This window comes from Cryobacterium sinapicolor, assembly GCF_004403465.1.
GTDB classification, from domain to species: Bacteria; Actinomycetota; Actinomycetes; order Actinomycetales; family Microbacteriaceae; genus Cryobacterium; species Cryobacterium sinapicolor.
Genome location: NZ_SOGQ01000085.1, coordinates 1 through 25,725, shown reverse-complemented (window position 1 = coordinate 25,725; position 25,725 = coordinate 1). Strand labels below are relative to the sequence as shown.

Genomic DNA, 25,725 nt, shown 5'->3' with positions numbered 1-25,725 from the left:
GCCCGGGCCAGCCTGGATCAACCAACCCGCCGAACCCGCAGTCGCGGAGGCCGAACCGAAACTAGCCGCCTAAACTCACGCTGGCCTCATTCACCTTGACAAATTCCGGACCGATGAGGATGATGCATTGGTGACTTATGAGTCACTCCCTGAATGGCATCCCTCGCTCTTCGTGGATGTCTTCCGTTTGGGCCTCTCCACAGTGGACCCAGAAGAGAGCGCATCGCTTGCACGAGCGTTCGTCACGCCGGAGTCCATCACCTCGTGGGGCGACTTCTCACGAGCACGTTCAATCTTCGCCGCTGGACTGAAGATAAGTACGACTGCGCTTTATGGAATCGGGGCACCGGACGTCGCATACGTGCGCCTGGTCGAGACTAGCCAACACCTCAACCACGCTGTTGATGCAGCCCCAGCGACTATGCACGTTACGCTCGTTTGGCGACCTGGGATTTCGGTCGTGCCCAACAGTAGTTGGCGAGTTCACCATGTCGGCGAAATGGTTGACCCTGCCCTGGTCCCCCGCACAGCCATAGGGTTTGATCCGCGCTCACTGCGTTGACCTGCCTCCTCGAGATGGCCTCTGGCCAGGACGCGACCGTTCGCTGACCATCCTGCGGGAGGCCCGAGAGCAGCTTCCTGCGGGAGGCATGCCTTACAACCCTAGGGAAATAAGGCGTCTCACGACTCCCGTTTTCACCGGAATTGTGGGCTGAAACGATTGATTGCGATCACGAACCACTGGCATTTTTTCGCTCTCGTGCAGGTCAGCGCGCCACGGCCCGTACGCCATTCGGTTACATGCGTCTCCATGAGACCGCGTCTACGGCCCGGCGATCTACTTGTTCCCCGGGGGGTGCTTCATTCGCGTCAGCGTACGCAAAACCTTCAGGGCGCGATTACCGAACTTGTCGCTGAAAATGGCCACGAGGGCGACACCTGCAATGAGCAGAAAGAAGCTGCCGCCCAAAACTTGGGCGGTAGCAGCGAGCTGCACAAAGCCGTCGAAGAAGGGTTCGAAATGGGGGGCCAGGTCAGGCACCATGTCTCCAAAGGGCGACGCGAACCCCTCACCGGTCCAGCATCTATCTCGTGAAGGGATGGGCTGCCGAGCTGTAGCACTATCCGATGCGACGAATCGCTATTGCGAACTTGTCAGAGGTCCGTCTGAACTCGCGCGGTGGGGGCACGGCCCTGAGATTCTCTGACGCCTGCATGCGCAAAGGTCGGAACGACTCCGTTCCTCACCATGTCGGCGAGGCCTCAGCACCGTGACGGCGCCGTGGGAAGTCTTTTTTCTTTTTCCGCGAGCAATGCCCTGCGGACGTTCCCACTGCACTCGATTAGTACCGACGTAGAGGAAACCGGAAAAGGGACACGTGCCTGAGATTGCGATTCCGAGCCTTGGACCCAACCGGCCTGTACTTCGGAAGAGCGAACCATCTTGAGAGGTGCTTTCCTAGTACAAACCTATCATCCCTATCGCACGGAGCAGGAAGGCGAAATGCTCCGCAGCCGAGGTGCAGGCCTCCGAGTGCTGCACCCAGGTGGCGGCGACGTCGACGTGGACGTGGACGGCGACACAGATGGGGTCCATGCTGTTCACGATCATTGCGGCGCTCGGGCAGATGGAACACGAAATCAAGCGAGAGCATGTTGTCGGCTCGTTCGCTGAACGCCGCGCGGCCGGCAAGGATCTGGGCGGTCGCCCACGGATCATCACCGACAGCCAAATCCGCAACGCCCGCCGACTCATAGTTGGCGGAGAGACAGTGGCCCAGGTCGCGCTCGACCTCGGAATGTCCCGAGCTACCTTCTACCGCAGAGCGCGCACCCTGGGGCTACTCCCAGACCAATCTGATGACCACACTCTGACAAGCGACGGCGTCAAATAGGGGCCACAGAACGCCACCAAAGAGCACCAGAAGTCACCTAACCAGTCATGTTCTTCAAGTTCCAATAAGGGCCATGATTCTGCGCTCTCGGCTGGAATTCGTGGGGGCTGTCAAGTACTTCCATGACCCGGGAATGTCCTCAGGTCTGCGATTCACCAACGCCCGAAATGAGTGCCAATCTCTGATCGTCGGTGAGTGGCGCGCGAAACTTCAACACGCTCGTCGCGAGATGGACTAAGTCCGCCAACGCGGCCCCCTTCGAACCTGAAACGAGGCTCTTCCCAAAGAGGACGTCGACGTCGCGGCTTCCAGGCTCGTCGCCAGGCGCTGAGAAGCGCACTGCTACTTCGCCGACAAAGTAGTCATCGTCGAGGGACTCGGTGACTTCATCCACATCTCCACTGACGTCGTCGCTCTGCTCAGCATTGATTGTGACCGAGCGTCTGATGCCGTGGAGTTCAACACGGGCCAGCTTCAAGCCTTTAAGCGAATCCTTAATGTCAAGCCAAGTGGCCGATGAGCTACCCCCTCGTGCATGGATGAGTTTGCCGTTGTCAGCAAGCAAAAGGCGGCTCTCGCCGATGTCGATACCGAGGGCACCCGTGGAAAAGGACCAATGATTCGACCGCAACAGATACGTCTCATCGCCTTCGACCGGAGTAGACAAGCCGAGGTACGCACGCTTAGCGCTCCAGCGTCGAGCGTTGGCTCGTATCAGCGGCGAAACGTCCACTCCTTCAAGGTTCTCGCGAATCTTTTCGAGATCCGCGAATGACATCATGCCGCCGACATAAGCCCAGAATCGATCATTGGCAATTGCCCTCGGCTGATTGAGTAACCACGGCAGAAGGTGTCGCAACTCGGCAAGCGACAGCTTCCCGCCGATCAGCGCGGAAGGTTCACCTAACTCCTGCTCAGGAAATTCCCCCATGGCAACCGCAACAAGCTGCGCGGTACGCGTAATGCGGGCGGCAGCGTCCTCAGAGAAGCTGGTCCCAATGAGATCAGCGACCAAGCTCCCCCCGCTCGCGCCCTCCAATTGCGTCGGGTTGAGGCCGACCAAGGAAGCAGCACGAGGGCGATCTATATGCCCCTTACCGCCGCGAATAAAATTGGCCCGCACGAGACCAGCAAGGGGTGAGCCTCGACGATCGTCATTCAGTAGAACGTCGATTGCTTCCGGATCCGTAACCAAGGCGCGAGGGGAAGCCTGTAGTTGACGGTCGATACCTGGAGTGACGTCAGCTACATGTCGCGTATCAAGCGACAGAACTACTGGGTCGAGTGTCTTGTCAATTGCATCCGAAGGCGAGGCAGCGATCGCCTCATAGGAGTGTCGAAGGTAGATGTTCCGCTCGCCACGTTCTTTTGGCCACGACACGACCAGGTCGGGAATCGCACTGTGATTGAAATAGTGGGTGTCGTGAATCTCTACCGATGAGTCCAATACGGAAAGTTCTCTGACGACAGCAGCCTTGACCCTCGCGATATAGGCATCTCGATCTCGTGTGTCTTTTGCAGTCTCAAGCGCCTCGACGAACGTCATAGCGTGGCTTCCTTTCGCTTCAAAAGCGCCAATACTTGCCAGACCTCTTGTTGAGTGAGGCTGAGATCGATCTGCTTTTCGTGCATAACCAGCACCCAGATCCTGCCTGCTACAACGCGGACGATGTCTTCATCGACTTCCGTGTCCCCGAGGAATTCTGGCCTGGCGACAAGCGCGAGTCGAATTTCCGCCTCTGACGCCAGACTCGCCCATCGCTTAATCGAGAACGGGTGAGTCGTCACCCAAATAAACTCCGTCGCACGGTCCATTCGACCGGCATTCTTGACCTTCGCCGTCGCGCTATAAGCGATGGCTAAGAATTCCTGAAAGTGAGGGTATTGGCCGCTGTCGCTGCTGTAGTTCTTGTTCTCAACGAATACTTCTCTGCGATTTGCGCCCAAGAACGAGCCTGCAAGGTCGAAGTACTTCACACCTCCAAGGTGCTCGACTTCACACATCGCAGAATTGTCGTACACATTCCAGTTGAGCTCCAAGAAGGTCGTGGACTCCAACCATCGCTGCACGAGTGCAACGCCTTTCCGTCCTTGCTCTTGAGTTTGTTCCGCAGGCATGGCACCTACCTTAGGTGCGCTTTAGGACTGTCCAGCGTGCCGCCGCACCCCCCGTTCCGGCACTGGGTTTCTGTCAGGTTTGGATCTAAGAACCGGCTGTTAGGGCTGTCACCCACGAGAATTCGACCCTATCTGGAAGGCGGTGGACACCGTTGAGTATTTGCTGGCTTGGGGGCCAATGAATATTGCCTTCGGGGGCCACCGGTATTGCCTTTGGGCGCCACGCAGTCGCGCGGTCGGGGGCCAGCAACGCCTAACCATGCGCGGGCCTATGCCGTGACCTGGCCGGCCGTGTGTTCTCTCGTGCAGTGGCCGCAGGTTTCGACCCAATGGTGGCGTGTGCACGAATCTGTCCATGATCGCGTCGGCGTGAACCCTGGAGCCGAGGCACTGGTGCCAACCCGTCGCAAGTGTTGGGTTTGGGACGACGTTGATGGCCGGTCACAACGCCGCTTGAGGAGTACCAACAGTAAGTTCCTGGCGCTGTCGTCGGGCTCGTACAGGAGCCACTCATCGATCACTAACAGCGACAACACGTCATTCTTGTTCATTCAAGAACTTCGCGGCCCCGGAGGGCTTGCCGCGGGCCAGCCTCCAGGCCTCTGCGAGCTCTGTCCGGAAGGAGGTAAGCAGATGGCCTCCAACACGAATATTCGGTGGCTCCCGAGCGCGCTACTGGCCACACCGCCCGGTGGCCCCCAAAGGCAATATCGGTGGCCCCCAGAAGCGCTAATACTCACCGTCGGCTGACGCCTAGTTGGGGTGTACCCCAAATTCGAGTGATCGCCGTGCAACCTGAGACGTAAGTTCGGCGGCACTCCCCCGGCAACGAATGATTCCGGAACCGAGCATCAGCAAAATTACTCCCGCCGGATTCTGTGGGGGCGACGACCCGACCTTCACGATTACGATCGCCTATGGCTGCGAACCAGCAAAACCCGGGCCGTCCAGTGCCGCAGTGCTTACTCGCGTTTGGGAAGCTGCTCAAGCCACTCGAACAGACTCGACCCAACCTGCGCAGGCAGAGGCGATTGAGTGGCTTTTGTATTGCGGCGACCGCCGTGCACAATCGCATTCCGTTGAGTCGACAACGCGCTAACCGCCTGAAACAAGTTGACGTTCGCCTTTTTCAATGTCACGCCCAGCGTTGCAAGAAGCACTTCGTCAAGCAGCTCGGGAAGGTTCGACCGCCGACTCAGGATCATCCTTGCCATCGCTTTCCCGCTCAGGGGAACTCGATCCTGAATGATTTCCTTCACCTTCACCTCACACGCTGTTGCCGCGACCAGAGTGGCCCGGTCTTGGTCGTTTGCCGACTGTGCGTCAGAGAGGTGGGTCACGTCCCGCTGAGTGGTGGAATTTCTCAACACCATGCAGGTCAGCTGTTTTAGTTTAGGCGGCGGCGAGTTCTGGGAGGATCACCGCCTCGTCGATGACCTCGATGGGGTTGTTCATGGTGGCCAGCTCGAGCATGGATGCCTCGGAGAAGTAGCGGCGTTCGCCGGCCTCCCACTCGTCGTGCTGCTCGATCAGCACCGACCCGGCCAGGCGCAACAGGGCTGCAGCGTTGGGGAACACGCCGACGACGTCGGTGCGGCGTTTGATCTCCTTGTTCACCCGTTCGAGCGGGTTCGTGGACCAGATCTGGCGCCAGTGTCGCCGCGGAAACCCGGCGAAGGCGAGGAGGTCGGGTTGCGCGTCGACGAGCATCGCGGCGACCTTCGGGTGCGAGCGGGAGAGCATCGTGGTCACCTCGCGGAACTGTTTCTCGATGTGCTCGCGGTCGGGTTGGGCGAAGATGGTGCGGATGATCGAGGCGACCATCTCCTGGGATCCCTTCGGGACCACGGCGAGGACGTTGCGCATGAAGTGCACCCGGCAGCGCTGCCAACCGGCGCCCTGGAACACGGTCCCGATGGCCTTCTTCAGGCCGGTGTGAGCGTCAGACATGACCAGCTTGACCCCGTCGAGGCCGCGAGTCTTCAACGACCGCAGGAACGACGTCCAGAAGCCCTCGTTCTCGCTGTCGCCAACGTCGAAACCGAGGACTTCCCGGCGCCCGTCGGCAGCCACGCCGACCGCGACGACGATGGCCTGGGACACGATGCGGTGGCCGACGCGGGCCTTGCAGTAGGTCGCGTCAAGGAACACGTAGGGGAAGTCCTGCGCGGCGAGGGTGCGGTCGCGGAACTCGGCCACTTCGGCGTCCAGGCCCGCGCAGATCCGGGACACCTCCGACTTCGAGATCCCGGTGTCAGCTCCGAGGGCTTTGACGAGGTCGTCGACTTTGCGGGTTGAGACGCCGTGGACATAAGCCTCCATCACGACGGCGAACAGGGCTTGATCAACGCGGCGGCGCCGCTCGAGCAGAGCGGGAAAGAACGACCCGGCGCGCAGCTTCGGGATCTTCAGGTCGAGGTCCCCGGCCGTGGTGCTCAGCGTCCGGGATCGGGTGCCGTTGCGGTGGGTGGTGCGGTCGCCGGAGCGTTCGAATGGGGCGGCACGGATGAATACGGTCGCTTCCGCATCGATCAGTTCTTGATACAGGGTTTCGGTCGCGACGCGGATTCGGTCGGTGACATCGGTGAGTTTGAGTTCTCCCAGCAGGTCGAGCAGGGCAGACTGGTCTAGAGCCATCGTGTGGTGTCCTTTGTGAGTTGCTTTAGTCGGTACTCACTGACCATCCCACGGTGGCTCTTCACGTTGACGAAGCAACGCTCAAGAGCGGGAAACCACACCACTCACGGGGACGTAACCGAGAGGTGCCAGGCATCAGCGAGCAACGAGTCAGCAATGCTCGGTTCTTGCCGTGCTGAAACGTCATCCATTATCGACTCGATGCTGCCGACGTCGAGCCGAATGCGCGACGATCGCATTGTCACCGACTGTGCCGGGCCGTATCCCAAGATGCGTTCGCCGGTTTCGCGGTACTCGAGTTGCGCGATCCCATACTGCGCTGGCGCGTGAGTGGACAATCCCAACCAGGACTGTGCTGGCGCTGCAGCGCGAAGATGCCGAAGAAACAAACCGGCCACCGCCTCAGCTATTGGCCGCGTTGCATTGATGTCGTTGTCAGCGATGGTGCGTAGCTCGTCCGTCAGGTCATCTGGTTTCGGCATCGGAAACGCCGTCGTCGTTTCAACGGTCACCTCGAAAAGGACCAACGCCGCCGTGCGTTCATCACGGTCAGGGTCTGCGAACACTGGCCCGCTCCCAACGAGCGACGGTAAGGGATTTTGTGGATAGTTTTCTGGCAGATCAGAAAACGACTCCGCGTCACTGGGGAGATTAACTCGAACCAATGAGCCATCCCAGTTCAGTTCAAAGTTGGCCCCTACGGCATCTAATCCGATCCACAACTGCGGGACGATGAACCGCATTCGAAAAATGGCATCAACCATGACGTGCAGCTTTCATGAAACCGTCTGTACCGGGCTGGGTCAGAGTTGCCCGGCAGTCATCATCTCTTCGTACCGCTGAAACAGCACTCGCTGTCGGTCCGCTTCCGTCACCAAGGCCCGCCGGGCGCCGAACGCCTTGTCGAGGACCCTATCGAGCGCGTTGTGCGAGGACACGAGCACGGGGTCCATCGCAAGCGGGTTGTACAGGTCTTCGAGCGAGCGCCCCGGATGGAGGTCCCTCGCGTCGAGGACCTTCTGCCCAGCCTCGATCACAGCTTGTCGTAACACGTCGGTGATCTTCGGCAGTGGGAGCGTGTTCCAGACAAGGGTGTTAGAAAACGACGGGTCCGATTTCCACCTGCCGCCGACTGACTTCTGCCAGGTGATGAACATGCTAGAAGACATCACGGCGAAGGCAAATCCGTCCGGGTCGTCCACTTTGTAGACCTTGTCGCCAGCAATTACGTCCGCGGGCATCCGCGCCGCAGTGGCCCAGCGCCGTCGTTCGGAGAACACCTTCGGAATCCCGAGATACGAGGTCTCCGGCTGCGATCGCTGCCCAAACAAGTGAGGGGTCTCCGCCATTTTTCGAGTGGAGGGCGCCTTGGACGCAAGACGCATCGCTCGAACTCCCTCGAGGCGTTTCCGCAGCACCGGAGACCTATCGACATCCGCCGGGTCAAGGTCGGTCATCCAGAGGCACCAACGATCCTCACCATTTATGAATTCTTCCCCCATCATGTATCGGTGAAGGTACTTCGCTGCGACGGGGTCGGCGGTGACCTCGGCATAGTCTTCTTTCTCTACGATGAGGTTCTTACCATCACGAGGCATGCTCCCCATGGTGACCGGCGGCAAGTCGGGTGCGAGGACCGTTCGACGTTGGGCAACGAGGATATTCGGACCATCGATGAGGTACGCGTTGATGCGATCCACGGTCTTCGCCGTAGGAGCGCCGCGGAGGGTGTCGTAGAAGAACAGCGTCGGAGCGGGCGCTGCCCGGCCGCCCCTGTCAAAACCAATGACAACACAATGCACGTTTGCCGCCCCGGGCGCTTCTGACGACCAGCCAAAAGTGCGGTGGGCGTACCGGATACGCCACCCGGCCGCAAACACTGGCCCGAAGAGAGTGGGAACGGGTTCACCCTGCGTGATGGAGTTGGTGGACACAAATGCGAACCGTCCGCCCGGAACTCCGTCGAAGAACTCGACGGCCTTTCGGTACCAGGCGGTGACGTAGTCGAGTCGTCCAATATCTTCACGACCCCAGACTGTACGGAGGTCAGCGGCCTGCTCCGCTTCTCGTCCGCGGTGTCCCTTGAACGGCGGGTTGCCGACGACGATTGTGTTCACAGTCGGATTAAGAATGTCCCGCCAGTTCGTACGAAGCGCGTTGCCAACGTGGATTGTGTCAATAGTGCCAAGCGGAAGGGAATCCGGCGCCATGCCGAGCTCAAGGGACATCGCCTGGTTCGCTTGATGGTCAGCGAGGTGCAGCGCGGTCGAAGCGATTCGGGCCGGCCATTCCTCGATTTCAATTCCGAAGAAATGCTCTGGCCGGACGACGAGGTCGTCGCGGGTGAAAAACATCGTCGGAACTTCGGTGGTGTCGCCCAGTTCCCGGAGACGAATGAGGACAGCGAGATCGAGCGCTCGGAGCTCCCGGTAGCTCAGAAGGAGGAAGTTTCCGCATCCCGCTGCTGGGTCGATAAGGCGTATCTGACCGAGGTGGGCACGAAATTTCTTCAGCCCCTGGACGCTGTGCTGCTCATCTGCGAATCGGGTTTTGAGGTCGTCGAGGAATAGTGGGCCGAGGGTCTTGAGGATGTTCGTCTCGGTCGTGTAATGCTCACCAAGCTGGCGTCGAGATTTCTTGTCCTTCACTGCCTGGAACAACGACCCGAAGATAGCCGGGCTGATGTCAGCCCAGTTGAACCGGCACGCGTCGAGGAGCTTGGAACGCATCTCGGAGTCGAACGCAGGGATGCTGATGGTCTCCGCGAAAACGCCGCCGTTGGCATACGGAAGTTTCTGCAGAGCTTCATCGAGATGCCCAGGTTTGATCTTCTGATTAAGCACTTGGAAGAACATCGCAATCTGCGGGCCGAGGTCGGAGCCGTCGTCCCTAGTCCGGTCCTCGATGAATTCCGTGAACAGGTCGCGATCCCAGAGACCCGAGTCGTCGGCATACATGCAGAACAGTATCCGGACGAGGAAGACTGACGCCTCATGGTCGGGGTAGCCGGATTTCTCAAGCGTCTCGTACAGAGAGGCCATGACGCGCGCCGCCTTGATAGATGCGGCCTCTTGCTCCACGGATCCGAACGAACGAGTTTGGTAACCGGCGAGGAACGCCAGGGCTTCCGCCTTCACTGGCAGGCCGGTCAACGCAAACTCCTGGACAGCACCCTCTGTCCGATCGTGAAGGTCGAGGATTCGAAACTGCCGGAAGTCGCTCGTGATTACCCACCGTGGGGCTTCCGCGTCGGTGAGATCGTCGATGTAGTCCAACGCTTGCCGTTCAGCTTCCTCGAGGTTCTTGCCGGCGGACTTCATCTCCACGAGACACAGACCAGGGACAAGAGCGTCGATGTAACCGCCGTTACCAGTCGAGGACCTCTTCGCCCGCCGTTCGTAGGAGGCGGCTTTCGTCTCCGTGATGCCGTACACGCCGAGGAGGTCACGGACGAACGACTGCGCCTGCTGCCGCTCCTCGCCTGGTTCATCCTTCCACTCGGACACGAACTTCCCCGCACGCTTGCGAATCTCGTTCAGAGACCTTGTCGCCACCCCGACACCGACCTTTCTTTTTGCCGACCGGTTCCGCGAATAATAGTCCCTGGTCGTTTCAGCATTTATGACGACCGTACCGTGTCCCCTCGCCCCTGCCGGACAGGTTGTCAGTACCCAAGCCCAGGCCAAAACCGAATCTCGGCGCAGCATCCGGACCGCTGGTTGTGGGGCTTCTTGGACCGCTATCGGAAGTTCTTCTTCGAGTCCGTTTCATTGGGGTGTCCGGTGGCCGCTTTCGTGGTGTACACGCGTCCTGGCTTCTTCGCCTTGACGTTGGGCTCATCGACGGCGTACCAGAGGCGAGCACCATCGGTCACTTTGTACTGCCACTGCGGGAGGGCTACACCGTCGATAAGGACTGTCTCGAGATCTCCTCGCAGTCTGTAGCAGCGATCAGGGTCGTACTTCGCGGGATGTGCGGTGAGATAGTCGAAGGCGTCCGCCAGGGCATTCTTCGCGGTGGACTTCAGATCAGTCCACCCGCGTTCGGCACCGACACTGCCAAAGAAGATTTCGTACTCGGTGCCTTTTACAGGTCGCGGAACCGGGGTGCCGCGTTTCCCCGCCATCTACGGGCGATTAACGCGGACAGGAGCAGCCGGCAGCTCGATGGGCTCGACAGGTCGCATACCCATCGCGTAAGCCAGGGCCGTTTCCTTCCACTCCTGCTGCGCGCGCAGCAGCCGCTCAAACGTTCCCAGCTCACTGGCGGCATAGAGCAGCTGCTCGATCTCGGCCGCGTACGCGCTCAGCTCCCCCGGGGTGAACTCCCCCGTCCACGCGAACAGGTCGGTCAGCGCCGCCGCGACGTCGCCCTTGTTCCGGCCGATCGCACGGATCAGACGACTCGAGAGCGCTACACCGTTCTCGAGGACATCGAGATCGTGACCGCGAAGGATCACGAGATCGTCACCGTCACGGCGCGTGATCCGAACCTGGCCCTCGTCGATGTGGGCCAGAACCTCCTTGGGCTTGCGCAGAAGGTCAGTGAAAGTCGCAGTACTCATATCGACACAGTACATCAGATAAACATCTGATTGAAGGGCTGGGAGATTGATGCCGGCCTACGAAGTTACGAACTTACAGAGTTGCGAAGTTGATCCTCAGTGCTTCCAGCGAGCTTGTCGGCCCTGGCCAACAGCAGGTCTACGGCTATGCGAATGAGCGTGTTGTCTGTGATGCGCTCCCCGCCGTCTGTCTTGTTGCGGTTGATTTGGCGAGCCTTGGCCGCGAGGGCATCCATCTGATCGCCGCGCAGGCGTGTCTCTTTCCGAACGAAGGAAAGATAGTGGGCGCCTCCCCCGACGTCAGACGCCCCGGTTGGTTCTTTCTGCTTAGTTACCACACGGGTCGCCCGCGCAGGAGTAGGAACAGGCTCGGGTTCTGTTGCCGGTGCTGGTGTCGGTTCAGTCGGAACGGGCACCTGAACGACTGCCTGTACCGCTTCCGGTTTTGGATCGCCAAGCAGCTGGGTGAGTTTCGTCCTCGCCATCACTTGCCTCCCTTGGTGTTGGCCCAGTAGGAAACGAGCTCGAGGGCAACTCGTCGGTAGTCCTCGCGCGCCTTGCTGGCGATTCTGGAGTCACCGTCTGCGTATTGGGTTACAACACGGCCCTCAATGGGAGCCATCTTGTGGATCTTGTAGTCGCGAATTGCCGCTTCGAATCGGGCAAAGCCAGCTCCATCCAACAGCCCCTGGGCATCAACCAGGTCCGACGGAACGCGCGGGTCGACCCGATTGACCAGAACCCGATAGTTCACCCCTGCCGGCAGGACGACCTCATTAATCGTTGCCGTCAGCGGAGCAAAAGCGAGCGGAGATGGCTCAGTGGGCAGGATAACAAAGTCGGACTCCCCAAGAACCGTAGAGAGCACGTCTCGGCCTTCAAGAGAACCTGGGGTATCCACGAAGACAACGTCGTAGGGCAGCTCACGCAGCCGGGCGAGATTTCTCGGGTCAGTGTCGTCGGCGACATCGAACGGAAGGCTGTCCCCCGCCCTGTCGGCCCACCACGCGGATGATCCCTGCGGGTCCACGTCGACAACCAAGACCCGGGAGTTCTCAGCGCAGACGCTCGCGAGGTTCATTACTGTTGTTGTCTTGCCGGCGCCGCCTTTTTGGTTGGCTATTGAGACAATGCGCATTCGATCTCCAGTCTGTAACTCTGTAAGTTCCAGATTCCGTAAGTTACGAAGTTCGGTTGTTACTAAGTCTGTTAGTTCGAAAGTACCAGAGTCCGGAACCTACAGACTCATTCAGCTTGCGCGTGTTGCACTTACAAACTTCCGGAGTAACGAACTTCCGACATAACAGACTCACGAAGATACAGACTTACGAAGTCAATATCTGAGGAAGTTCCCGCCGAACATGTATAGGGGCCGGACATAGCGGAGTTAGGACGTTACAGAGTTCGGAAGTTACAGAGTTGCAGAGTCACGAAGTCACGAAGTCACGAAGTCAGATACTCCAGCACGCAACCAGCTGCGGTGGATGAGTACCCACCATGGCACCGCCGGCCGCGAGGCGGGGGAGTGCCCAGGTGGACGTGGACCAGGTGGAGGACACAACCGGCGGTTGCCCCGGCCACAGGCGTCGCCCGCGCCAACCCTGACATCGAGATGAGCAGTGTCCACGCATTACTGACATAGAGATGAGTCCTCACACTCACCGTCCGGGACGGACGGTGAGTGTGAGAGCCACCTCTTCCAGCATTGCTTTCGTATTTCGTATTTCGTTATTTTGTTACGTGTTTTGTTTTTAGTTCTGTTAGTGTGACGTTATGAGTGATCTGGTGCAGGTGGAGCAGCGTACGTGTCGGTTCCCGGGGTGTGAGCGGCCTGCTGTGGCTGCGGAGGCTGGGACGGGGCGGCCGCCGGAGTATTGCAATGACGAGGGCCACAACCGGGCCGCTGCGTGGCGTGCGCGCCGCCGGTTGAGTGCGGAGCCGGCGCGGGGCCTCGAGGACGAGAAGCGTCCGGTTGATGCGGCGAGGCAGCGTGCGAGTGAGATCCGGGGTCAGGTCGCGGGGATGGTCGAGCACCTCGGCGCCCAGCTGAATGCGCTGGTCGAGGAGCTCCGCACGGTCGCGGATCCCGACGCGGCCGAGGCCCAGATCGAATCGGTCACGACCGAGGCAGCCGAGCAGGTCGCGTCGGCGTTGGCGCGGGCGACGCGGGCAGAGCAGGCACAGCGGAAGGCGGAAGCGGAGCGGGTCGAGGCCGACGCGGCCGCCGTCGAGGCTTCCGAGCTGGCCGAGCAGCAGCAGGCAGCCCTGGCCGAGACCCACGAACAGCTGGCCGAACAGGCCCTGGTGCTGGAGCAGGTCACGGTCGAGTTGGCCGCGACCCGGAGTGCGGGGGAGGCCCGGGACTTGGCGGCGCAGGCGGAGCTGGTCGAGCTCCGGGAGCAGCTGGCCGGCGTCCAGGCGCGTTTGACCGAGACCGAGCAAGCCCGCACCGAGGCGACAGCCCGTGCGGAGGCTGCGGTCATGGCGCGGGCGGAAGCGGACGAGCGGGCCCGGGGCGCGGTCGCCCGCGCTGACGAGGAAGCGGAGCGGGCCAAGCGGGCCGAGGCTGACCTGGTCGTTGCCCGAGAGCAGGTGGACCAGCTCCGCACCGAGCGTGAAACGTTGCGCGAAGAGGTCAGTGCTCTGCGCGGCACGGTGGCGACGGTGAGTGTGGAGCGGGACGCGGCTCGGGCTGACGCTGACCGGGAGCGGGTCCACGGGGATCAGCGGGTCGTTGACCTCCGCACCAGCCAGGACCAGCAGTACGAGCAGATCCGCACCGAACTAGCCGAGGCACGCCAAGACGCCCGCGAACAGCGCACCCGCGCCGACACCGCCGAAGCACGAACCACCGCGCCCACAACCAGGAAACCAGCCTCGAAGCAGTAAACCTCTCCGCCCTCATCAGGTCGACGAGCCCGGGCGAACCACGAGCTGCCGTGGTGGGGGAGCGCGAGGGGACTCGCCCCTCGCCGCCGGCCGCAGGCCGGTGTTACGCACTCGAGTTCGTATCCGTGCGTTCGGTGGCCGCGCCGGTGGGGGAGTAGCGCGGGGTTGCCCCTCACCGGCTGGCCCGTCAGGGCCAGCCGGTGAGTCGCTGCTAGATGTTGCGGAGCATACTCACCACGGTGGGGAACGGGGACAGGCTCTCAACGAGGGTGTCGACGGTCCGGGCGTCGGGCTTCTGCGCGAGAGACTCTTGGATTCGGGCGAGCTGTGCGTCGGTGAGGCCGACGGTTTCACCGTCTCCGGTGACGCTGACGGCGATGGCGGTGCCGAAGATGACCGTGCGGGAGCCGAGTCGGTGGGCGAGCACGGTCGCGGGCAGGTTCAGGGTTGACCCGTTGATGAGTCCTTCATCATCGACGAAGAGGTCGATCTCGTCCTCCAGGCCGACGACGTCGAACATCCGGCAGCCGATGGCGGCGCCGATGTCCGCCCCGATGCTGGCCTCGTTCACGTCCAGGGTGGTGATGGTTTCGGTCGGGTTGATCTTGACGCTGCGGATGCTGGTGGTCATGGGGTTCTCTCTCCAAGGTTGGTGAGGTGCGCGGGGTCCCGAGCTCTCTCGTGGGCAGTGGTTGTGTTGTCGTCCACCGTTTTTCTGCCCTTGGTGGCAAGAGAAATCGATTGAGAGCGGGAGTGCCGGAGTGCCCTCACTCTCGTGCGAAATAAGGGAGCCTGCGACCGCGTGCGAGAGTGCGGGTGACGCAGGCACGCAAGCGAACTACGATGATTGGCCACCAAGGGAAAAAATGTTTTGAAAGAGTCAGGCCGGCGCAGCCGGCTCCGTGTGGGTCCGGCCTCCGGGCCGGGGTCACGTGGTGGGGGGAGTGTGAGGGGGCAACGTCCCCCTCACGGCGGCCGGCCCCGGGGTGGGCCGGCCTACGCGGCGGCTATTAGGGCCGCTGGTGCTGCTGGATCTCCGCATACGGGGCGGTATCGGTCCACGTGTACCCGGTGCTGACGCTGACGGTCTTGGGGTTGGCGCGGACGACGTCGCGCCACTGGCCGCGGATCTTCACCCGGTCACCCTTCTTGACGTTGGTGCGGTCGTAACCGGTGGCCGTGCCGCTCTCGATCTGGGCGGCGCGCACGGCTTCCCAGTACGCGATCTGGTCGCGATTCTCGGCGAGGTTCGGTGCGAGGTGGTCTGCTCGGGCCTGCTTCTGGGCGTCGGTGGCGTCGACGTAGCCTTGTGCGTCGTCGTAGCACGGGGCGATGCGCCGTTCTAGCTTGCGCAGCTCAGCCCCCAAGGTGTCGATGCGGTTGGCCACGGTGACGGGCCGGTAGCGGGCGTCGGTGGTGTGGGTGGCGGCGTTGGCTCGTGCCTGGGCGTGGGTGGAGTCCGTGCTGGCTTCAACTGATTTGCGCATGGCGTTATCTGCTGTGGCGATCGCGTTGCGGTGGCGGCCTTCGGAGTGGTGGCCAATCTTGATCGGTTCTCCTCCTTCGGGCAGGCGGTCCAGCGCGGTCCGGGCGCGGATCCACGCGGCATCCTCGGCGGTTGCCTTGCGGTCGGCTGTGGCGGCCAGGGCGTCGACCCGGTCGGCCTGACGTCCGATCTTTCCGGCTTCGACGACGGCGGTCGTGCGTCGCGTGCTGTCGATGTCGGTTTCGACCTGGAATCCGGCCGCTTCCAAGGCCTCCTGGGTGCGGGTGATGGTGTGGAGCTGGGGGAGGCGGTCGCGGGACTGGGGGACGAACCAGGCGCTGATGCTGCGCCCCCAACGCCAACCAACGCTCTTGAGAACGTCGGCGGTTCCGTCGCCTTTACCGGTGCCGTCGATCATGGTTCCGGCGGCGTGGCTGTGGGTGATGGTGAGCATGATTTTTTTGTCCCTCGATTAGGCGAAGCTGTCGGCGTAGCGGGTCGCGGTGCAGGTTTCTCCGGGCTGGGTGTCCACAACCCCTTCCGAGGTGCACCCGCTGCAGGCGCACCCGTCCGCGTAGCACTCCCTCGGGTAGGTGTTCTCGTACCGGTAATCGGACTCAGCCATGGGATCTCTTCTCTTCGTGAACAACTGTTTTTTTGGCCTGTCTGGCAAAAGAAATCGAGAGCGACCGGGAGTGCCGAAGTGCCCGCAGTGCCGGGCGAAATAAGCCCGCAGGGCGCGTCCGGCACTGCGGGTGACGCAGGCACGCAAGGGAGCTACGATGATTGGCCAGATAGGACAAAATGCCCGGCAATCAGTGCCGCACCGCGGCTCCATATCGCTTCTGACGGCTTCGCCGTCGCAGTTTCAGAGTGATATCACTCTGATATTCCGCTGTAGGGGAGTGCGAGGGGGATTCCTCCCCCTCGCCGGCCAGCTCGGGAGCTGGCCGGCTGGCCGGCTGCCCGGTCTAGAGTGCGGCGGCGTCCTCAGCGTTCGTGACGAGCTGTGCACCGAATTCGCGGATCAGGCGGTGGCATCCGGCACTGGTCGGGGACGTGACCGGGCCGGGGACGGCGCCCACGGGGCGGGCGATTGTGAAGGCGTGGGTTGCGATGTTCAACGATCCCGATCGGTAGCCAGCTTCTGTGACGACAGTTGCGCGGGCGGCGGCCGCGATCAACCGGTTTCGCATCAGGAACCGGTACCGGGTGGGGCTCTGGCCCAAGCTGATTTCGGAGGCAACCGCGCCCGTCTCAGCAATCCGGGTGAGCAGAGCGTCGTGGCCCATGGGGTAGTACCGGTCGAGTCCGCCTGCCAGGTACGCGACGGTGCGCCCGCCGTTAGCCAGCGCTGCCCGGTGAGCCATTCCGTCTACCCCGTACGCTGCACCGGAAATGATCACGTGGCCTCGGCTGACCAGGCCCGCGGTGATCTCCATGGTGACGTGTTCGCCGTACCCGGAGGAGGCTCGAGCCCCGACGACGGCTGTGTTCAGGGGGTCGGCCAGGATCTCGGTGGTACCTCGGACCCAGAGCGCGTAGGGGGCGGCGGTCCCGAGGTCGTTGAAACCTGCGGGCCAGTGCGGGTGGTCGGGGGTGATGAGTTCTGCCGACCCGGTGTCTGCGGCCGCGAAAGCTGCGGCAATGTTGCCCCCGGTGGCGCGAGGCCGGGTGCGCGCGCGGAGTGTGGCCAGGTCGAGTCCTGCCGCGTCGCCGGTGCCGTGCAGGACCACGTTCAGGGCTTCTTCCGCGCCGAGTGCGGCGATGAGGGTGCCGGTGTCCCTGTCTCCGGGCTCGCTGATGATGGTCCAGATTCCGCGCGCAGCTGCGTCGGTCGTGAATCGCTGGATGGTGGGAACGTGGGTGCTGATGCTGGCGAGCGTGTTCATGGGTTCTCTTCCTCGTGGACAACTGTTTTTTTGGCCTGTCTGGCAAGAGAAATCGAGACCGACCGGGAGTGCCGAAGTGCCCGCAGTGCCGGGCGAAATAAGCCCGCAGGGCGCGTCCGGCACTGCGGGTAACGCAGGCACGGAGGGAACTACGGTGAACCGCCAGAAAGGACAAAAAATGCCCGGCAATCAGTGCCGCACAGCGGCTCCATATCGCTTCTGACGGCTTGGCCGTCGTGCTTTCAGAGTGATACCACTCTGATATCTCCGTGCCGCGCAGCGGCTCCTCTTAGGGGTTCGTGGCGGCGTAGCCGTCGTGGTTTCAGAGTGATATCACTCTGATATCTCCGTGCCGCGTAGCGGCTCCCCTGGGGGATGGGTACGGCGGCTGCGCCGCTGTTCCTTGACGGCCCGAAGGGACGGGTGCCTGGTCGTTTTTTAGGCTCTGTCTTCCGTGCCTGGGTCTGGGTCTGGGAACAGGAAGCCCCGGCGTGACAGTGCGGGACTGTCACGCCGGGGCTTGGGGTGAGGTTAGTCCTGTGTGAGCGTGGCGGCGTTGGCCTCGGCTGTCTTGGTTGCTGCCTTCTCGGCGGCTGTGTCGATGACGATCTGCTCGACCTCGCTGAGGTTGTAGCCCCATGCGGCCAACTGCTCGAAGTAGCGGGCGCTGTGGGCGTCCGGGTAGAGCCACGTTTCCTTGCTGGTGCTGTCCTCGATGCCTGCCAGCACGATGGTCAGCGTGACGTGCTGCGCCTTGGTGGGAGAGTGCTCCACCAGTGCGGAGAGCGTGTCAGCGGACCAGAAGTTAGCTCGCTCCAATCCGAGGAGGGTGTGGGCGAGGACGTTGCCGTTCTGGAGGGCTTTGCCGACAACTGCGTGGTGCACGGTCAGGCCTAGTGCGATGGCTTTGGCTGCGTCCTTGGGGAGGGTCTTGCGGCTGAGGAACTCGGCCAGCCATTCGCGGCGCACGACCTCGGCGCTGGCCCACGCCTTGTTATTGGCGATGAGGGTTTTGCGTTCGGCCTTTTCGTCGTCGGTCATGGGGCCGCTGGTGGCTCCGCTTCCGCTGGACTTGTGGAATCCGGCAGCCTTGGGGTCTTTCAGGTAGTAGCGCACGAAGGCTGTGTCGCTGCTGGCGTAGGCGTACACGTACGCGGCCCGGCCCACCGCATCGGTGAGGTGCTCCACAGCGACCTGTTCGTCGGCTGCGGTGCTCAGGTAGCTGATGCTGACGTAGTCGGTTTCGTAGGATCCACGGTCGCGATCAAGGATTTCGTAGCCGCGCTCGATCAGGTCAGCGGTCGCGGTCGCCTTGATCGATTCGATGCGGGCCTCGTCGCGGGCGCGTTGTGCTGCGTGGGCGAACTTCTCCGGGGCGGTAGTTGCTATGTCGATGAGCCCGGACACGGTTTCGTCGTCACCTTCGAACTCGATCAGTGTGGCCGCCTGGTCAAGAGTGAGGGAGTGGCTGAGGATGGCGGATGCTGCGACGGCGTTCTCGGCGACAGCGATTCCGGCCTTGACTGTGGCAGGCTTGCTGCCCAGTCGCTTGGCGATCACGGCGGGGGTCAGACCCTCGAACGCGAGCTGCTGGAACGCGGCCACCCGGTCGGCGTCGGTGACGGCTTCACGGTGGTCGTTCTCGGCCATCTGCTGCACGATTCGCTCGACAGTCGTTTCGTCAGACTCGACGATGTACGCCGGAATGGTCACCAGTCCGGCCTCCCGGGCGGCGAGGGTGCGGCGCTGACCAGCACGGACGATGATGTTGCCCTGGTCGTCGCGGCGGGCGAGGATCGGCGTCAGAACACCGTTTGCCTTGATGCTGGCCACGAAATCGCGGCCCAGCGCAGCCTCGGAGCGCACGTTCGCTTCCACGACGATGAGGTTGGGGTCAATGTGCTCGATGGTGCCTACAGTGACGGTGGCGGTGGTGTTAGTCATTGGGTTCTCTCTCCATCAACTGATTTTTTTGCCTGTCTGGCAAGAGAAATCGATTGAGAGCGGGAGTGCCGAAGTGCAGGGTCGTGGAATACCACAGCGCAGCGAGGATATGCCGCGAAAGCCCAAAACGCAGGCACGAAAGCGAACTACGGTGAAACGGCCAGACAGATAAAAAACGCAAGAACACTACCAACCCGTAGCGGAGAGGCCATGGCCCGTCTTGGAGATCTGACATTCACCGAACAGCTGAGGAACTGCATGCCCTCGCAACATCGTCCGATGCCGACGAACGCCAACTCGCTGCGGCGATGTACGACCTTCTCCGGACCTTGTGTCCGTATTGGAACTGGATGCTGTGCCTGAAGTCGCACAAGCCGCACTGATGCAGCACAGCGCGTCGATGGAGGTGCTGACGGCGGCAGCCGTTGCGCACCCAGAGTGGGCTCAGCAGATTGCTCCCCACGACAACGCCGCGGTCCATCTCACTATGGACAAGCCCGCGGTCTGTTTTAAAAAGCCCGCACCGGTTGACCGCTTTTTCAATGCGCTGGGCGCGACCGCGGCAGAGAGAGCGTTTCCTAGCCGAGCGTTTCGACTTCGCGCTCCGACAGGACACGAGCCGAACTGTCGGCGAGCTTTGGGTGGCCTTGCCTCCGGTTACCGGCCGTTTCGTCACGCTTGGCGGAAAATGGCCGTGTTTCTATCCGATGCTGACAACCGTGACAGAGATGGTGTTGATGGGGGCAAGCGCCAAAGCGGCGGGATTTGCGGCGATTGTGTCATACACGCGTCGGCACACCTCGGCGGGTGACGCTGCGTAGGCGACACCGATTCTCGCGGTCACGCTCAGTTTGGCCTCTCCCGTCGTCACGGTAACTAGTTTCGGTGCCTTTGCCCGCTGCGTAAGGGCGTCGACAACAGACCCGACAATCGTGACGACGATCGGCGTGGTCGGGTACAAGACGGTCACCCCCGGGACGGACCTAACGATGGCTTCGAGCTTCTCTGCGAGCTCGGCGGCATCCGTCATGGTGTTGCTTCTTCGTCGCTGAACTCAGGCTTCGTGAGGTAGATGTCACGAATGATTACGTCGATGCCCACGATGGCGAGCTCGGTGTGGGTGCGTAGCGCGCCGAAGAGAGTGTCCCGCAACTTGTCGGCAAGGACGGGAATGTTCTCACCCTTGTAGACGCTTGCGTCGATCGTGACCGTGATCGGAGCTCCCAGGGTAGTGATTTCCCCGTCGAGCCGGCATCGACCCACGATGAGGTTATCGACGGTATCGCCTGCCGCGCGAAGGAGTCCACGGACAGCTCCCTCAGTGATTGCGAGTCGGGCTGTCGGCGCCGGATGCGAGATGGGAATGTCGCGACCGGACCGGGAGTCACGCACGATTCCTTCCAAGATGGTGGTGACCCAGCTATCGTCGCGACTCGGCGCGCGATCCGCCTCATCCTGGACCATCGAACTCATCGCCCCATGAAGGCGCTCCAACGAGGCGAGCGCTATCTGGCAGGCCGGCGAGTGGTCGATCGAGGGATCGGCGGGCAACTTGCTTCGGTCGAGATAATCGCTGAGTTGCTCGATGGTGTGGCCGTCAAGCTGGTCAGGCTCGTCGTCGGACACGTACCAGGGTGCGGCGGACTCAGGCGTGTCGGATGAAATCATCGCCAGGCCTCCATTTCACGAATCAGAGTTTTGCGGGCACGAGCCAGGAGACCGCGCGCAGTCGAGACCGGCAAGTCGAGTTCCTCGGCGATCTCTGCGTAATGGTAGTCCCCGAACTCTTTCAGCTCCCAGCATCGTCGTTGATCCTCCGGAAGGGCTGACAAGACTTGGGAGAGTGCCTCGCTACGCGACAGTGCCTCCACTATTTGCGTCGGTGAATGGTTCTCCGATGCAGGCACGTCGACGTCGTCGAGGTTGGAGTGCTGCCGCCGTGCGCGGATTCGATCGATGCTCTTGTGGCTGGCGATGCGCATCAGCCAACTTTTTACCAGCGCAGAATCTTTTAAGGTCGATAGCTTTGCCCATGCCGTGATGAACGTGTCCTGCACGACATCGTCTGCATCGTGGCTGCTGCCCAGGATGCGGGTCGCGTGGGCGCGTACCAACGGGCCGTACCGCCGCACAAGCACTTCGAATGCTCGAACGTCTCCATCAACGGCGCGGTCCACCAAGGTGCGGTCGTCAGCGTGGGCCAGCAGTGCCCTGCTCTCACTATCTGGAATGGTTGCCCCTCAATTCGCTGGGAACTGTAGCACCGGGTGTGACGAACGCGGCGTGGCCTACGACTAATTAGTAACTACTGCAAATACGCCCCGTTCAGGGGACACAAACAAGGAGCCTCCCATGGCAGATCTCACCACACCTACTCTTTCCACCGCACCGAACTCCAACTCGGCGACCCCCGGCCGCGGCAAGACCGTCATCAACGACGCTGTGGTGGCAAAGATCGCCGGCATTGCAGCCCGTGAGGTCAGTGGTGTGCACGCCCTTGGCGGCGGCGCCGCCCGGGCGCTCGGTGCCATCCGCGATGCCCTGAACACCTCGGACGTGAGCCAGGGCATCAAAGTGGAGGTCGGAGAAACTCAGGTCGCGGCCGACGTCACCATTGTCGCGGAGTACCCCGTGGCCCTGCAGGATGTGGCCGAGCGGGTGCGGTCTGCCGTGATCCGTGTAATCGAAGACCTGATTGGGATGGAGGTCACCGAGGTGAACGTGAACATCACCGACGTGTACCTGCCGACCGACGACAAGGACGAGAAGTCCGAGGCTCGGGTTCAGTGAGCACCTTGGCGAAAACGGGGGCCGTGTTCGGAACCGTGCTTGCTCTGACATGGCTGGTCCTTGGCTTTTGGCCATTCGTGTTCGTGGCCGCGGCCATGGCGGTCGGCGCGATCGTCGGGCGGATTATGGACGGAAAGCTGAGCGTTTCGAACCTAGTTGACGCATTCCGGGGCAAGCGTTCGTCGTCATGACAACCCTCAGTTCCGAAACAGCGACCCGTCAAATGCTGTCTCCGGCGGCACTCAAAAACGGCCGGACCACCATCTCGCCCCGGGCTTTGAATCGGCTAGTGTCCGCGGTCGCGGCGGACGCTCTGGGCGTTGACCCTTCGGCGGTGAGTGCCGCGATCACCGATGATCAGGGCAACCTCGCCCTCACGGTCAGCGCCCCCATCCGAGTCGTTGCGCTCACCCGTGTGCACAGGGATCCCTCCATCGTGACTCGCACCGGGGGCACGATTCTGGAGCGGGCCGAACACGCCAGACAGCACATTCATTACCGGGTGCGCGAGTTGACCGGTTCTACCCTGTCGCGAGTGACCGTGCGGCTCACCGGTGCCGACATTCGACCAGAGAGCCGCGTTCAATGACCAAGTATCGTTCCACCTACCAACGGATCAGCCGGCGCGAGCTTTACTCGTCGCGTTCGGTTGCAGCGATCATTCTCGCGATCCTGGTAATCTTCGCTTGCCTCTGGCTCATGATCGAGATCGTGTTGAACCTGCTCGGCCAGCCGGGGCTCCTTGCGGCCCCCGCGGATATGGCGGGTGCGGTTGCGGGCGTTTCCTCTGAACCGCCCGTTTTCGTGGGCGGGCTCGGCCTCACCGGAGCCCTCATCGGGCTGCTTCTCCTTGTCGTGGCCGTTACTCCTGGCCGGCGCTCTCGCCATCTGCTCGAGACCGAACGGGCCGCGACGATCGTCGACAACGAGGTGATCGCATCCGCGCTGGCTCGTGAAGCGGCCCGCGTCGCTGAGTTGGCCCCAGACAACGCGCGTGCCACTGTGACCCCCCGTAGCGCCACCGTGCACCTCACTCCTACCTCTGGAACAGCGATCGATCAGCAGGCGGTGCTCACGGCCGTGCGCGAACAGATTGATGCTTTTGGGTTGCTGCGTTCCCTACACGCGAAGGTCGTTGTTGACTCCACGGGGAGGGTGGGCGGATGAACTCCACCAATCGCATCCTCAACCGCATCTTTGTTTTCCTGGTCGGACTCCTCGTCCTGACCGGTGGGGCGACCCTGGCCCTGGTGGCACTTATTCCACTTGTCCGCGACAGCTGGACGAACGCAACTCGTGTCGGCATCGATAGGGCAACCCAGTTGCTTCAGGCCACCGCCTTTCCCGAATTCCTGGTCCCGGTCAACGGCAGCTGGTTATGGTTCATCGCTCTCGCCGCTGGAGCACTGCTCATCGCGGTGCTGGTCACCTTCAGCCTGCGTCAAGGCCACGGCCGCACTAGCCGACTCGTCACGCTGAACGGAAAAACCAACAGTGGCGCAGTTGTCATCGAGTCGAAAGTGGCCGAGCACGCCATCGAAGAAGCTCTCACAAACCGACCGGAACTCGTTGCCTCCCACGTCTCCACCTACCGCGTCAAAAACCAGTCAGCACTGAAAGTGGCCATCACCTGCCGCCGAGGCATCTCACCTCGGGAAGCCAGCCAAATTGTCAACGAGGTGCTCTTTTCCTTCGATAATCTCCTCGGCCTACAACTCCCCGCCCTCGTGCAGATCAGCGGCGGCTTCCGCGCGCGAACGACCAAGGCCACCCGCATCCGCTGATAACTCACCGGCTCCTAGAAGTCATCTGGCTGCGGTCAACCGTGCTATCTCAACCGGCAACATCCACCGATTCTTGATAGGGAGTCACGACTTGACGAACTACAACGACAACCCAGGGACCAAGTACATCACCGGCGGTTACCCCAAACAGGAACGGAGTCTACCCAGCCTGACCGAGGCAATTAAGCCCCACCCGGATCGTGGGGAAGACACCTACCGTGGCACCAGCAAGCTCCTCGGGAGACGGGCACTCATCACCGGCGGCGACTCCGGCATCGGCCGGGCCGTGGCCATCGCCTACGCCAAAGATGGTGCTGATATTGCGATTTCCTACTTGCCTGACGAACAGACGGATGCTGAATTCACGGCAGAACAGATCCGGGCCGCCGGCCGCACTGTCTTGCTCATACCGGGTGACATTCGCGAAGAAACTTATTGCGTCGATCTCGTAGCGGATACTGTGGCAACCCTCGGCGGCTTGGATATCCTGGTGCTCAACGCCGCCTACCAAAAAAATCGGAACGGTTCAGGAAACCTGTCCCGGGCAAAGTTCGACCGGGTATTCAAAACCAATCTTTATGCAACTCTGTGGATCGCGCGCGCCGCCATCCCGCACCTCTGGCCGGGAGCATCGATCATCTCCACGTCATCAATCCCGGCATCGGGCCCCGCACAGGCGTTGATCGACTACGCCATGACCAAAGCCGCTCTCGTCGCGTTCACGCAGGCGCTCGCCCAACAATTAGGCCCAGCCGGGGTGCGGGTTAACGCAGTCGCGCCCGGGCCATCCTGGGCGCCGCTTCGCCCCGCAGCTTCATGGTCGGACACGCTATCCACCTTCGGTCAGGACACCACGCTGGGCCAGGCAGTACAACCAGCCGAACTCGCCGCCGCCTACGTTTTTTTAGCCTCACCCGAAGCGTCCTACATTTCAGGTGCCGTAGTGCCCATCTCGTTCGAGTGCATCAGCCCACACCTGATCGCTCCAGTAACCAGTGTCCAGCAGTAGTAGATCACCATTTTTTAGGAACAGCATCCGTAATGACCACGGTCTCCATCAGGTCGCCGCGGTGGCACCGCCTCACGGACTACGCCAATGTGCGCAAGCGCGGCAGCTGCGAAGGCTGATTCGTACACATGAGCGTGTGCAGTTGCGATAGCAGCGCGTTCGGCATTGCGCCGCGCGCGGCGCTGTGCCTTGATTGCGCCCCGTGGAATGTTTCCCCGGTGAGGGAGTATCTGCGAAATCGTAGCCGCCAGCGATTCGATCGAGCCGGGATCGAAACCGGCGACCGCGCCCGGTTCGTCGTGCTGGTCGAGCCAGTGCCCAACCATGGGTGCGACCACCGGAACCCCTAAGTCATAGCAAAGCTCAAGCAAACAGAAATGGGTGCCATGCCAATACCGCACTATGTATGCGTCAAGTGCAGCGAGTGAACGCACGAGGTCGTCGTCGGAGAGACATGAATGTCCACAGGCCGGAACGGCCGCACCACACAGTGCCCACAGAGAACCCTCACACCCAGTGGGCGATCTAGAAGCAGCACATAGCCAACGTCGCCTCGGTCACTTAAACGTGCACAAAAGTGGACCAATTTCCCCACAAACGGTTGCACTCCTTGGGTTCTAGCGATCGTCGCAACACTCACCATTCTGAGAGTTGCAAACGCCCATGCTCGATACCGCGAACACGCCGCTACCGCACAGGACCTACCGCGAAGCCGAG

At 61.7% G+C, this 25,725-nt stretch carries 25 protein-coding genes and 1 pseudogene; 8 read left to right on the top strand and 18 right to left on the bottom strand.

Annotation, left to right across the window (positions count from 1 at the left end):
- Window positions 1-838: 838 nt before the first annotated feature.
- Entirely contained in the window at window positions 839-1,045 is a 207-nt protein-coding gene (locus E3T28_RS15230) for a hypothetical protein (RefSeq protein WP_134432875.1), read from the bottom strand.
- Between the two features lie 456 nt (window positions 1,046-1,501).
- Here E3T28_RS15230 and E3T28_RS15225 point away from each other — a divergent pair.
- Window positions 1,502-1,895 (top strand): annotated as a pseudogene (locus tag E3T28_RS15225) (helix-turn-helix domain-containing protein); the annotation flags it as partial.
- A gap of 139 nt (window positions 1,896-2,034) precedes the next feature.
- Here E3T28_RS15225 and E3T28_RS15220 read toward each other — a convergent pair.
- From E3T28_RS15220 to E3T28_RS15170, 9 genes are all read right to left on the bottom strand, one after another.
- A complete protein-coding gene (locus E3T28_RS15220; RefSeq protein WP_134432873.1) occupies window positions 2,035-3,441 on the bottom strand; it encodes a hypothetical protein in 1,407 nt (468 codons plus the stop codon).
- Window positions 3,438-4,013, bottom strand: coding sequence for a hypothetical protein (locus E3T28_RS15215; RefSeq protein ID WP_134432871.1), 576 nt, complete (start codon window positions 4,011-4,013; stop codon window positions 3,438-3,440). The genes E3T28_RS15220 and E3T28_RS15215 overlap by 4 nt, the downstream gene beginning before the upstream one ends.
- A 962-nt stretch (window positions 4,014-4,975) precedes the next feature.
- On the bottom strand, window positions 4,976-5,272 hold the full coding sequence (locus tag E3T28_RS15205; protein ID WP_134432869.1) for a hypothetical protein: 297 nt from the start codon (window positions 5,270-5,272) through the stop codon (window positions 4,976-4,978).
- A 133-nt stretch (window positions 5,273-5,405) separates the two neighbouring features.
- Complete coding sequence (locus E3T28_RS15200) at window positions 5,406-6,650, bottom strand: IS256 family transposase (protein ID WP_134432867.1); 1,245 nt, start codon at window positions 6,648-6,650, stop codon at window positions 5,406-5,408.
- Window positions 6,651-6,754: 104 nt separating this feature from the next.
- Window positions 6,755-7,414 carry a hypothetical protein gene (locus E3T28_RS15195; RefSeq protein ID WP_134432865.1) on the bottom strand — a complete coding sequence of 220 codons (660 nt, stop codon included), beginning with the start codon at window positions 7,412-7,414 and terminating at the stop codon, window positions 6,755-6,757.
- Window positions 7,415-7,453: 39 nt separating this feature from the next.
- Window positions 7,454-10,357 carry a class I SAM-dependent DNA methyltransferase gene (locus tag E3T28_RS15190; protein WP_338145408.1) on the bottom strand — a complete coding sequence of 968 codons (2,904 nt, stop codon included), beginning with the start codon at window positions 10,355-10,357 and terminating at the stop codon, window positions 7,454-7,456.
- Window positions 10,358-10,389: 32 nt separating this feature from the next.
- Window positions 10,390-10,776, bottom strand: coding sequence for a hypothetical protein (locus tag E3T28_RS15185; RefSeq protein WP_134432863.1), 387 nt, complete (start codon window positions 10,774-10,776; stop codon window positions 10,390-10,392).
- A complete protein-coding gene (locus E3T28_RS15180) occupies window positions 10,777-11,214 on the bottom strand; it encodes a hypothetical protein (protein ID WP_134367334.1) in 438 nt (145 codons plus the stop codon).
- 484 nt (window positions 11,215-11,698) lie between these two features.
- A complete protein-coding gene (locus tag E3T28_RS15170; protein WP_134432859.1) occupies window positions 11,699-12,352 on the bottom strand; it encodes a ParA family protein in 654 nt (217 codons plus the stop codon).
- Window positions 12,353-13,236: 884 nt separating this feature from the next.
- On the opposite strand from E3T28_RS15170, the gene E3T28_RS15165 reads away from it, so the two are divergent.
- Complete coding sequence (locus E3T28_RS15165) at window positions 13,237-14,103, top strand: coiled-coil domain-containing protein (protein ID WP_134432857.1); 867 nt, start codon at window positions 13,237-13,239, stop codon at window positions 14,101-14,103.
- A gap of 211 nt (window positions 14,104-14,314) precedes the next feature.
- Here E3T28_RS15165 and E3T28_RS15160 read toward each other — a convergent pair whose 3' ends face one another.
- From E3T28_RS15160 to E3T28_RS15130, 8 genes are all read right to left on the bottom strand, one after another.
- Window positions 14,315-14,734 (bottom strand): DUF3846 domain-containing protein, encoded by a 420-nt coding sequence (locus E3T28_RS15160; protein WP_134432855.1) that lies wholly within the window; start codon window positions 14,732-14,734, stop codon window positions 14,315-14,317.
- Window positions 14,735-15,113: 379 nt separating this feature from the next.
- Window positions 15,114-16,043, bottom strand: coding sequence for a DUF3560 domain-containing protein (locus E3T28_RS15155; protein WP_134432853.1), 930 nt, complete (start codon window positions 16,041-16,043; stop codon window positions 15,114-15,116).
- 18 nt (window positions 16,044-16,061) lie between these two features.
- Window positions 16,062-16,214 carry a hypothetical protein gene (locus E3T28_RS17000; protein WP_166787058.1) on the bottom strand — a complete coding sequence of 51 codons (153 nt, stop codon included), beginning with the start codon at window positions 16,212-16,214 and terminating at the stop codon, window positions 16,062-16,064.
- 346 nt (window positions 16,215-16,560) lie between these two features.
- Entirely contained in the window at window positions 16,561-17,481 is a 921-nt protein-coding gene (gene dprA / locus E3T28_RS15150) for a DNA-processing protein DprA (RefSeq protein ID WP_134432851.1), read from the bottom strand.
- Between the two features lie 531 nt (window positions 17,482-18,012).
- Window positions 18,013-19,425: a ParB/RepB/Spo0J family partition protein gene (locus tag E3T28_RS15145; RefSeq protein WP_134432849.1), complete on the bottom strand. Its 1,413-nt coding sequence runs from the start codon at window positions 19,423-19,425 to the stop codon at window positions 18,013-18,015.
- Window positions 19,426-20,125: 700 nt separating this feature from the next.
- On the bottom strand, window positions 20,126-20,455 hold the full coding sequence (locus E3T28_RS15140; protein WP_134432847.1) for a hypothetical protein: 330 nt from the start codon (window positions 20,453-20,455) through the stop codon (window positions 20,126-20,128).
- Window positions 20,452-21,051, bottom strand: coding sequence for an Asp23/Gls24 family envelope stress response protein (locus E3T28_RS15135; protein ID WP_241979389.1), 600 nt, complete (start codon window positions 21,049-21,051; stop codon window positions 20,452-20,454). The genes E3T28_RS15140 and E3T28_RS15135 overlap by 4 nt, the downstream gene beginning before the upstream one ends.
- A gap of 38 nt (window positions 21,052-21,089) precedes the next feature.
- Window positions 21,090-21,605 carry an RNA polymerase sigma factor gene (locus tag E3T28_RS15130; RefSeq protein ID WP_241979388.1) on the bottom strand — a complete coding sequence of 172 codons (516 nt, stop codon included), beginning with the start codon at window positions 21,603-21,605 and terminating at the stop codon, window positions 21,090-21,092.
- 172 nt (window positions 21,606-21,777) lie between these two features.
- On the opposite strand from E3T28_RS15130, the gene E3T28_RS15125 reads away from it, so the two are divergent.
- From E3T28_RS15125 to E3T28_RS15100, 6 genes are all read left to right on the top strand, one after another.
- Entirely contained in the window at window positions 21,778-22,215 is a 438-nt protein-coding gene (locus E3T28_RS15125) for an Asp23/Gls24 family envelope stress response protein (protein ID WP_134432841.1), read from the top strand.
- Complete coding sequence (locus tag E3T28_RS15120) at window positions 22,212-22,406, top strand: DUF2273 domain-containing protein (protein ID WP_241979387.1); 195 nt, start codon at window positions 22,212-22,214, stop codon at window positions 22,404-22,406. The genes E3T28_RS15125 and E3T28_RS15120 overlap by 4 nt, the downstream gene beginning before the upstream one ends.
- A gap of 98 nt (window positions 22,407-22,504) precedes the next feature.
- Window positions 22,505-22,804 (top strand): hypothetical protein, encoded by a 300-nt coding sequence (locus E3T28_RS15115; protein ID WP_241979386.1) that lies wholly within the window; start codon window positions 22,505-22,507, stop codon window positions 22,802-22,804.
- The gene (locus E3T28_RS15110; RefSeq protein ID WP_134432837.1) at window positions 22,801-23,382 is read left to right on the top strand and encodes a DUF6286 domain-containing protein; all 582 of its coding nucleotides are present in this window, start codon (window positions 22,801-22,803) and stop codon (window positions 23,380-23,382) included. The genes E3T28_RS15115 and E3T28_RS15110 overlap by 4 nt, the downstream gene beginning before the upstream one ends.
- Window positions 23,379-23,999 (top strand): hypothetical protein, encoded by a 621-nt coding sequence (locus E3T28_RS15105; RefSeq protein ID WP_134432835.1) that lies wholly within the window; start codon window positions 23,379-23,381, stop codon window positions 23,997-23,999. The genes E3T28_RS15110 and E3T28_RS15105 overlap by 4 nt, the downstream gene beginning before the upstream one ends.
- Before the next feature lie 91 nt (window positions 24,000-24,090).
- Window positions 24,091-25,008, top strand: coding sequence for an SDR family oxidoreductase (locus E3T28_RS15100; protein ID WP_241979385.1), 918 nt, complete (start codon window positions 24,091-24,093; stop codon window positions 25,006-25,008).
- Window positions 25,009-25,725 lie beyond the last annotated feature (717 nt).

Excerpts from the sequence above, each read along its gene's own strand:
- E3T28_RS15110 (WP_134432837.1), top strand. The coding sequence starts at position 22,801 with ATGACCAAGTATCGTTCCACCTACCAACGGATCAGCCGGCGCGAGCTT.
- E3T28_RS15160 (WP_134432855.1), bottom strand. The coding sequence starts at position 14,734 with ATGACCACCAGCATCCGCAGCGTCAAGATCAACCCGACCGAAACCATC.
- E3T28_RS15180 (WP_134367334.1), bottom strand. The coding sequence starts at position 11,214 with ATGAGTACTGCGACTTTCACTGACCTTCTGCGCAAGCCCAAGGAGGTT.
- E3T28_RS15230 (WP_134432875.1), bottom strand. The coding sequence starts at position 1,045 with ATGGTGCCTGACCTGGCCCCCCATTTCGAACCCTTCTTCGACGGCTTT.
- E3T28_RS15215 (WP_134432871.1), bottom strand. The coding sequence starts at position 4,013 with ATGCCTGCGGAACAAACTCAAGAGCAAGGACGGAAAGGCGTTGCACTC.
- E3T28_RS15195 (WP_134432865.1), bottom strand. The coding sequence starts at position 7,414 with ATGGTTGATGCCATTTTTCGAATGCGGTTCATCGTCCCGCAGTTGTGG.
- E3T28_RS17000 (WP_166787058.1), bottom strand. The coding sequence starts at position 16,214 with ATGGCTGAGTCCGATTACCGGTACGAGAACACCTACCCGAGGGAGTGC.
- E3T28_RS15105 (WP_134432835.1), top strand. The coding sequence starts at position 23,379 with ATGAACTCCACCAATCGCATCCTCAACCGCATCTTTGTTTTCCTGGTC.
- E3T28_RS15220 (WP_134432873.1), bottom strand. The coding sequence starts at position 3,441 with ATGACGTTCGTCGAGGCGCTTGAGACTGCAAAAGACACACGAGATCGA.
- E3T28_RS15145 (WP_134432849.1), bottom strand. The coding sequence starts at position 19,425 with ATGACTAACACCACCGCCACCGTCACTGTAGGCACCATCGAGCACATT.
- E3T28_RS15140 (WP_134432847.1), bottom strand. The coding sequence starts at position 20,455 with ATGACGGATGCCGCCGAGCTCGCAGAGAAGCTCGAAGCCATCGTTAGG.
- E3T28_RS15165 (WP_134432857.1), top strand. The coding sequence starts at position 13,237 with ATGGTCGAGCACCTCGGCGCCCAGCTGAATGCGCTGGTCGAGGAGCTC.
- E3T28_RS15190 (WP_338145408.1), bottom strand. The coding sequence starts at position 10,357 with ATGCTGCGCCGAGATTCGGTTTTGGCCTGGGCTTGGGTACTGACAACC.
- E3T28_RS15125 (WP_134432841.1), top strand. The coding sequence starts at position 21,778 with ATGGCAGATCTCACCACACCTACTCTTTCCACCGCACCGAACTCCAAC.
- dprA (WP_134432851.1), bottom strand. The coding sequence starts at position 17,481 with ATGAACACGCTCGCCAGCATCAGCACCCACGTTCCCACCATCCAGCGA.
- E3T28_RS15170 (WP_134432859.1), bottom strand. The coding sequence starts at position 12,352 with ATGCGCATTGTCTCAATAGCCAACCAAAAAGGCGGCGCCGGCAAGACA.
- E3T28_RS15185 (WP_134432863.1), bottom strand. The coding sequence starts at position 10,776 with ATGGCGGGGAAACGCGGCACCCCGGTTCCGCGACCTGTAAAAGGCACC.
- E3T28_RS15155 (WP_134432853.1), bottom strand. The coding sequence starts at position 16,043 with ATGCTCACCATCACCCACAGCCACGCCGCCGGAACCATGATCGACGGC.
- E3T28_RS15200 (WP_134432867.1), bottom strand. The coding sequence starts at position 6,650 with ATGGCTCTAGACCAGTCTGCCCTGCTCGACCTGCTGGGAGAACTCAAA.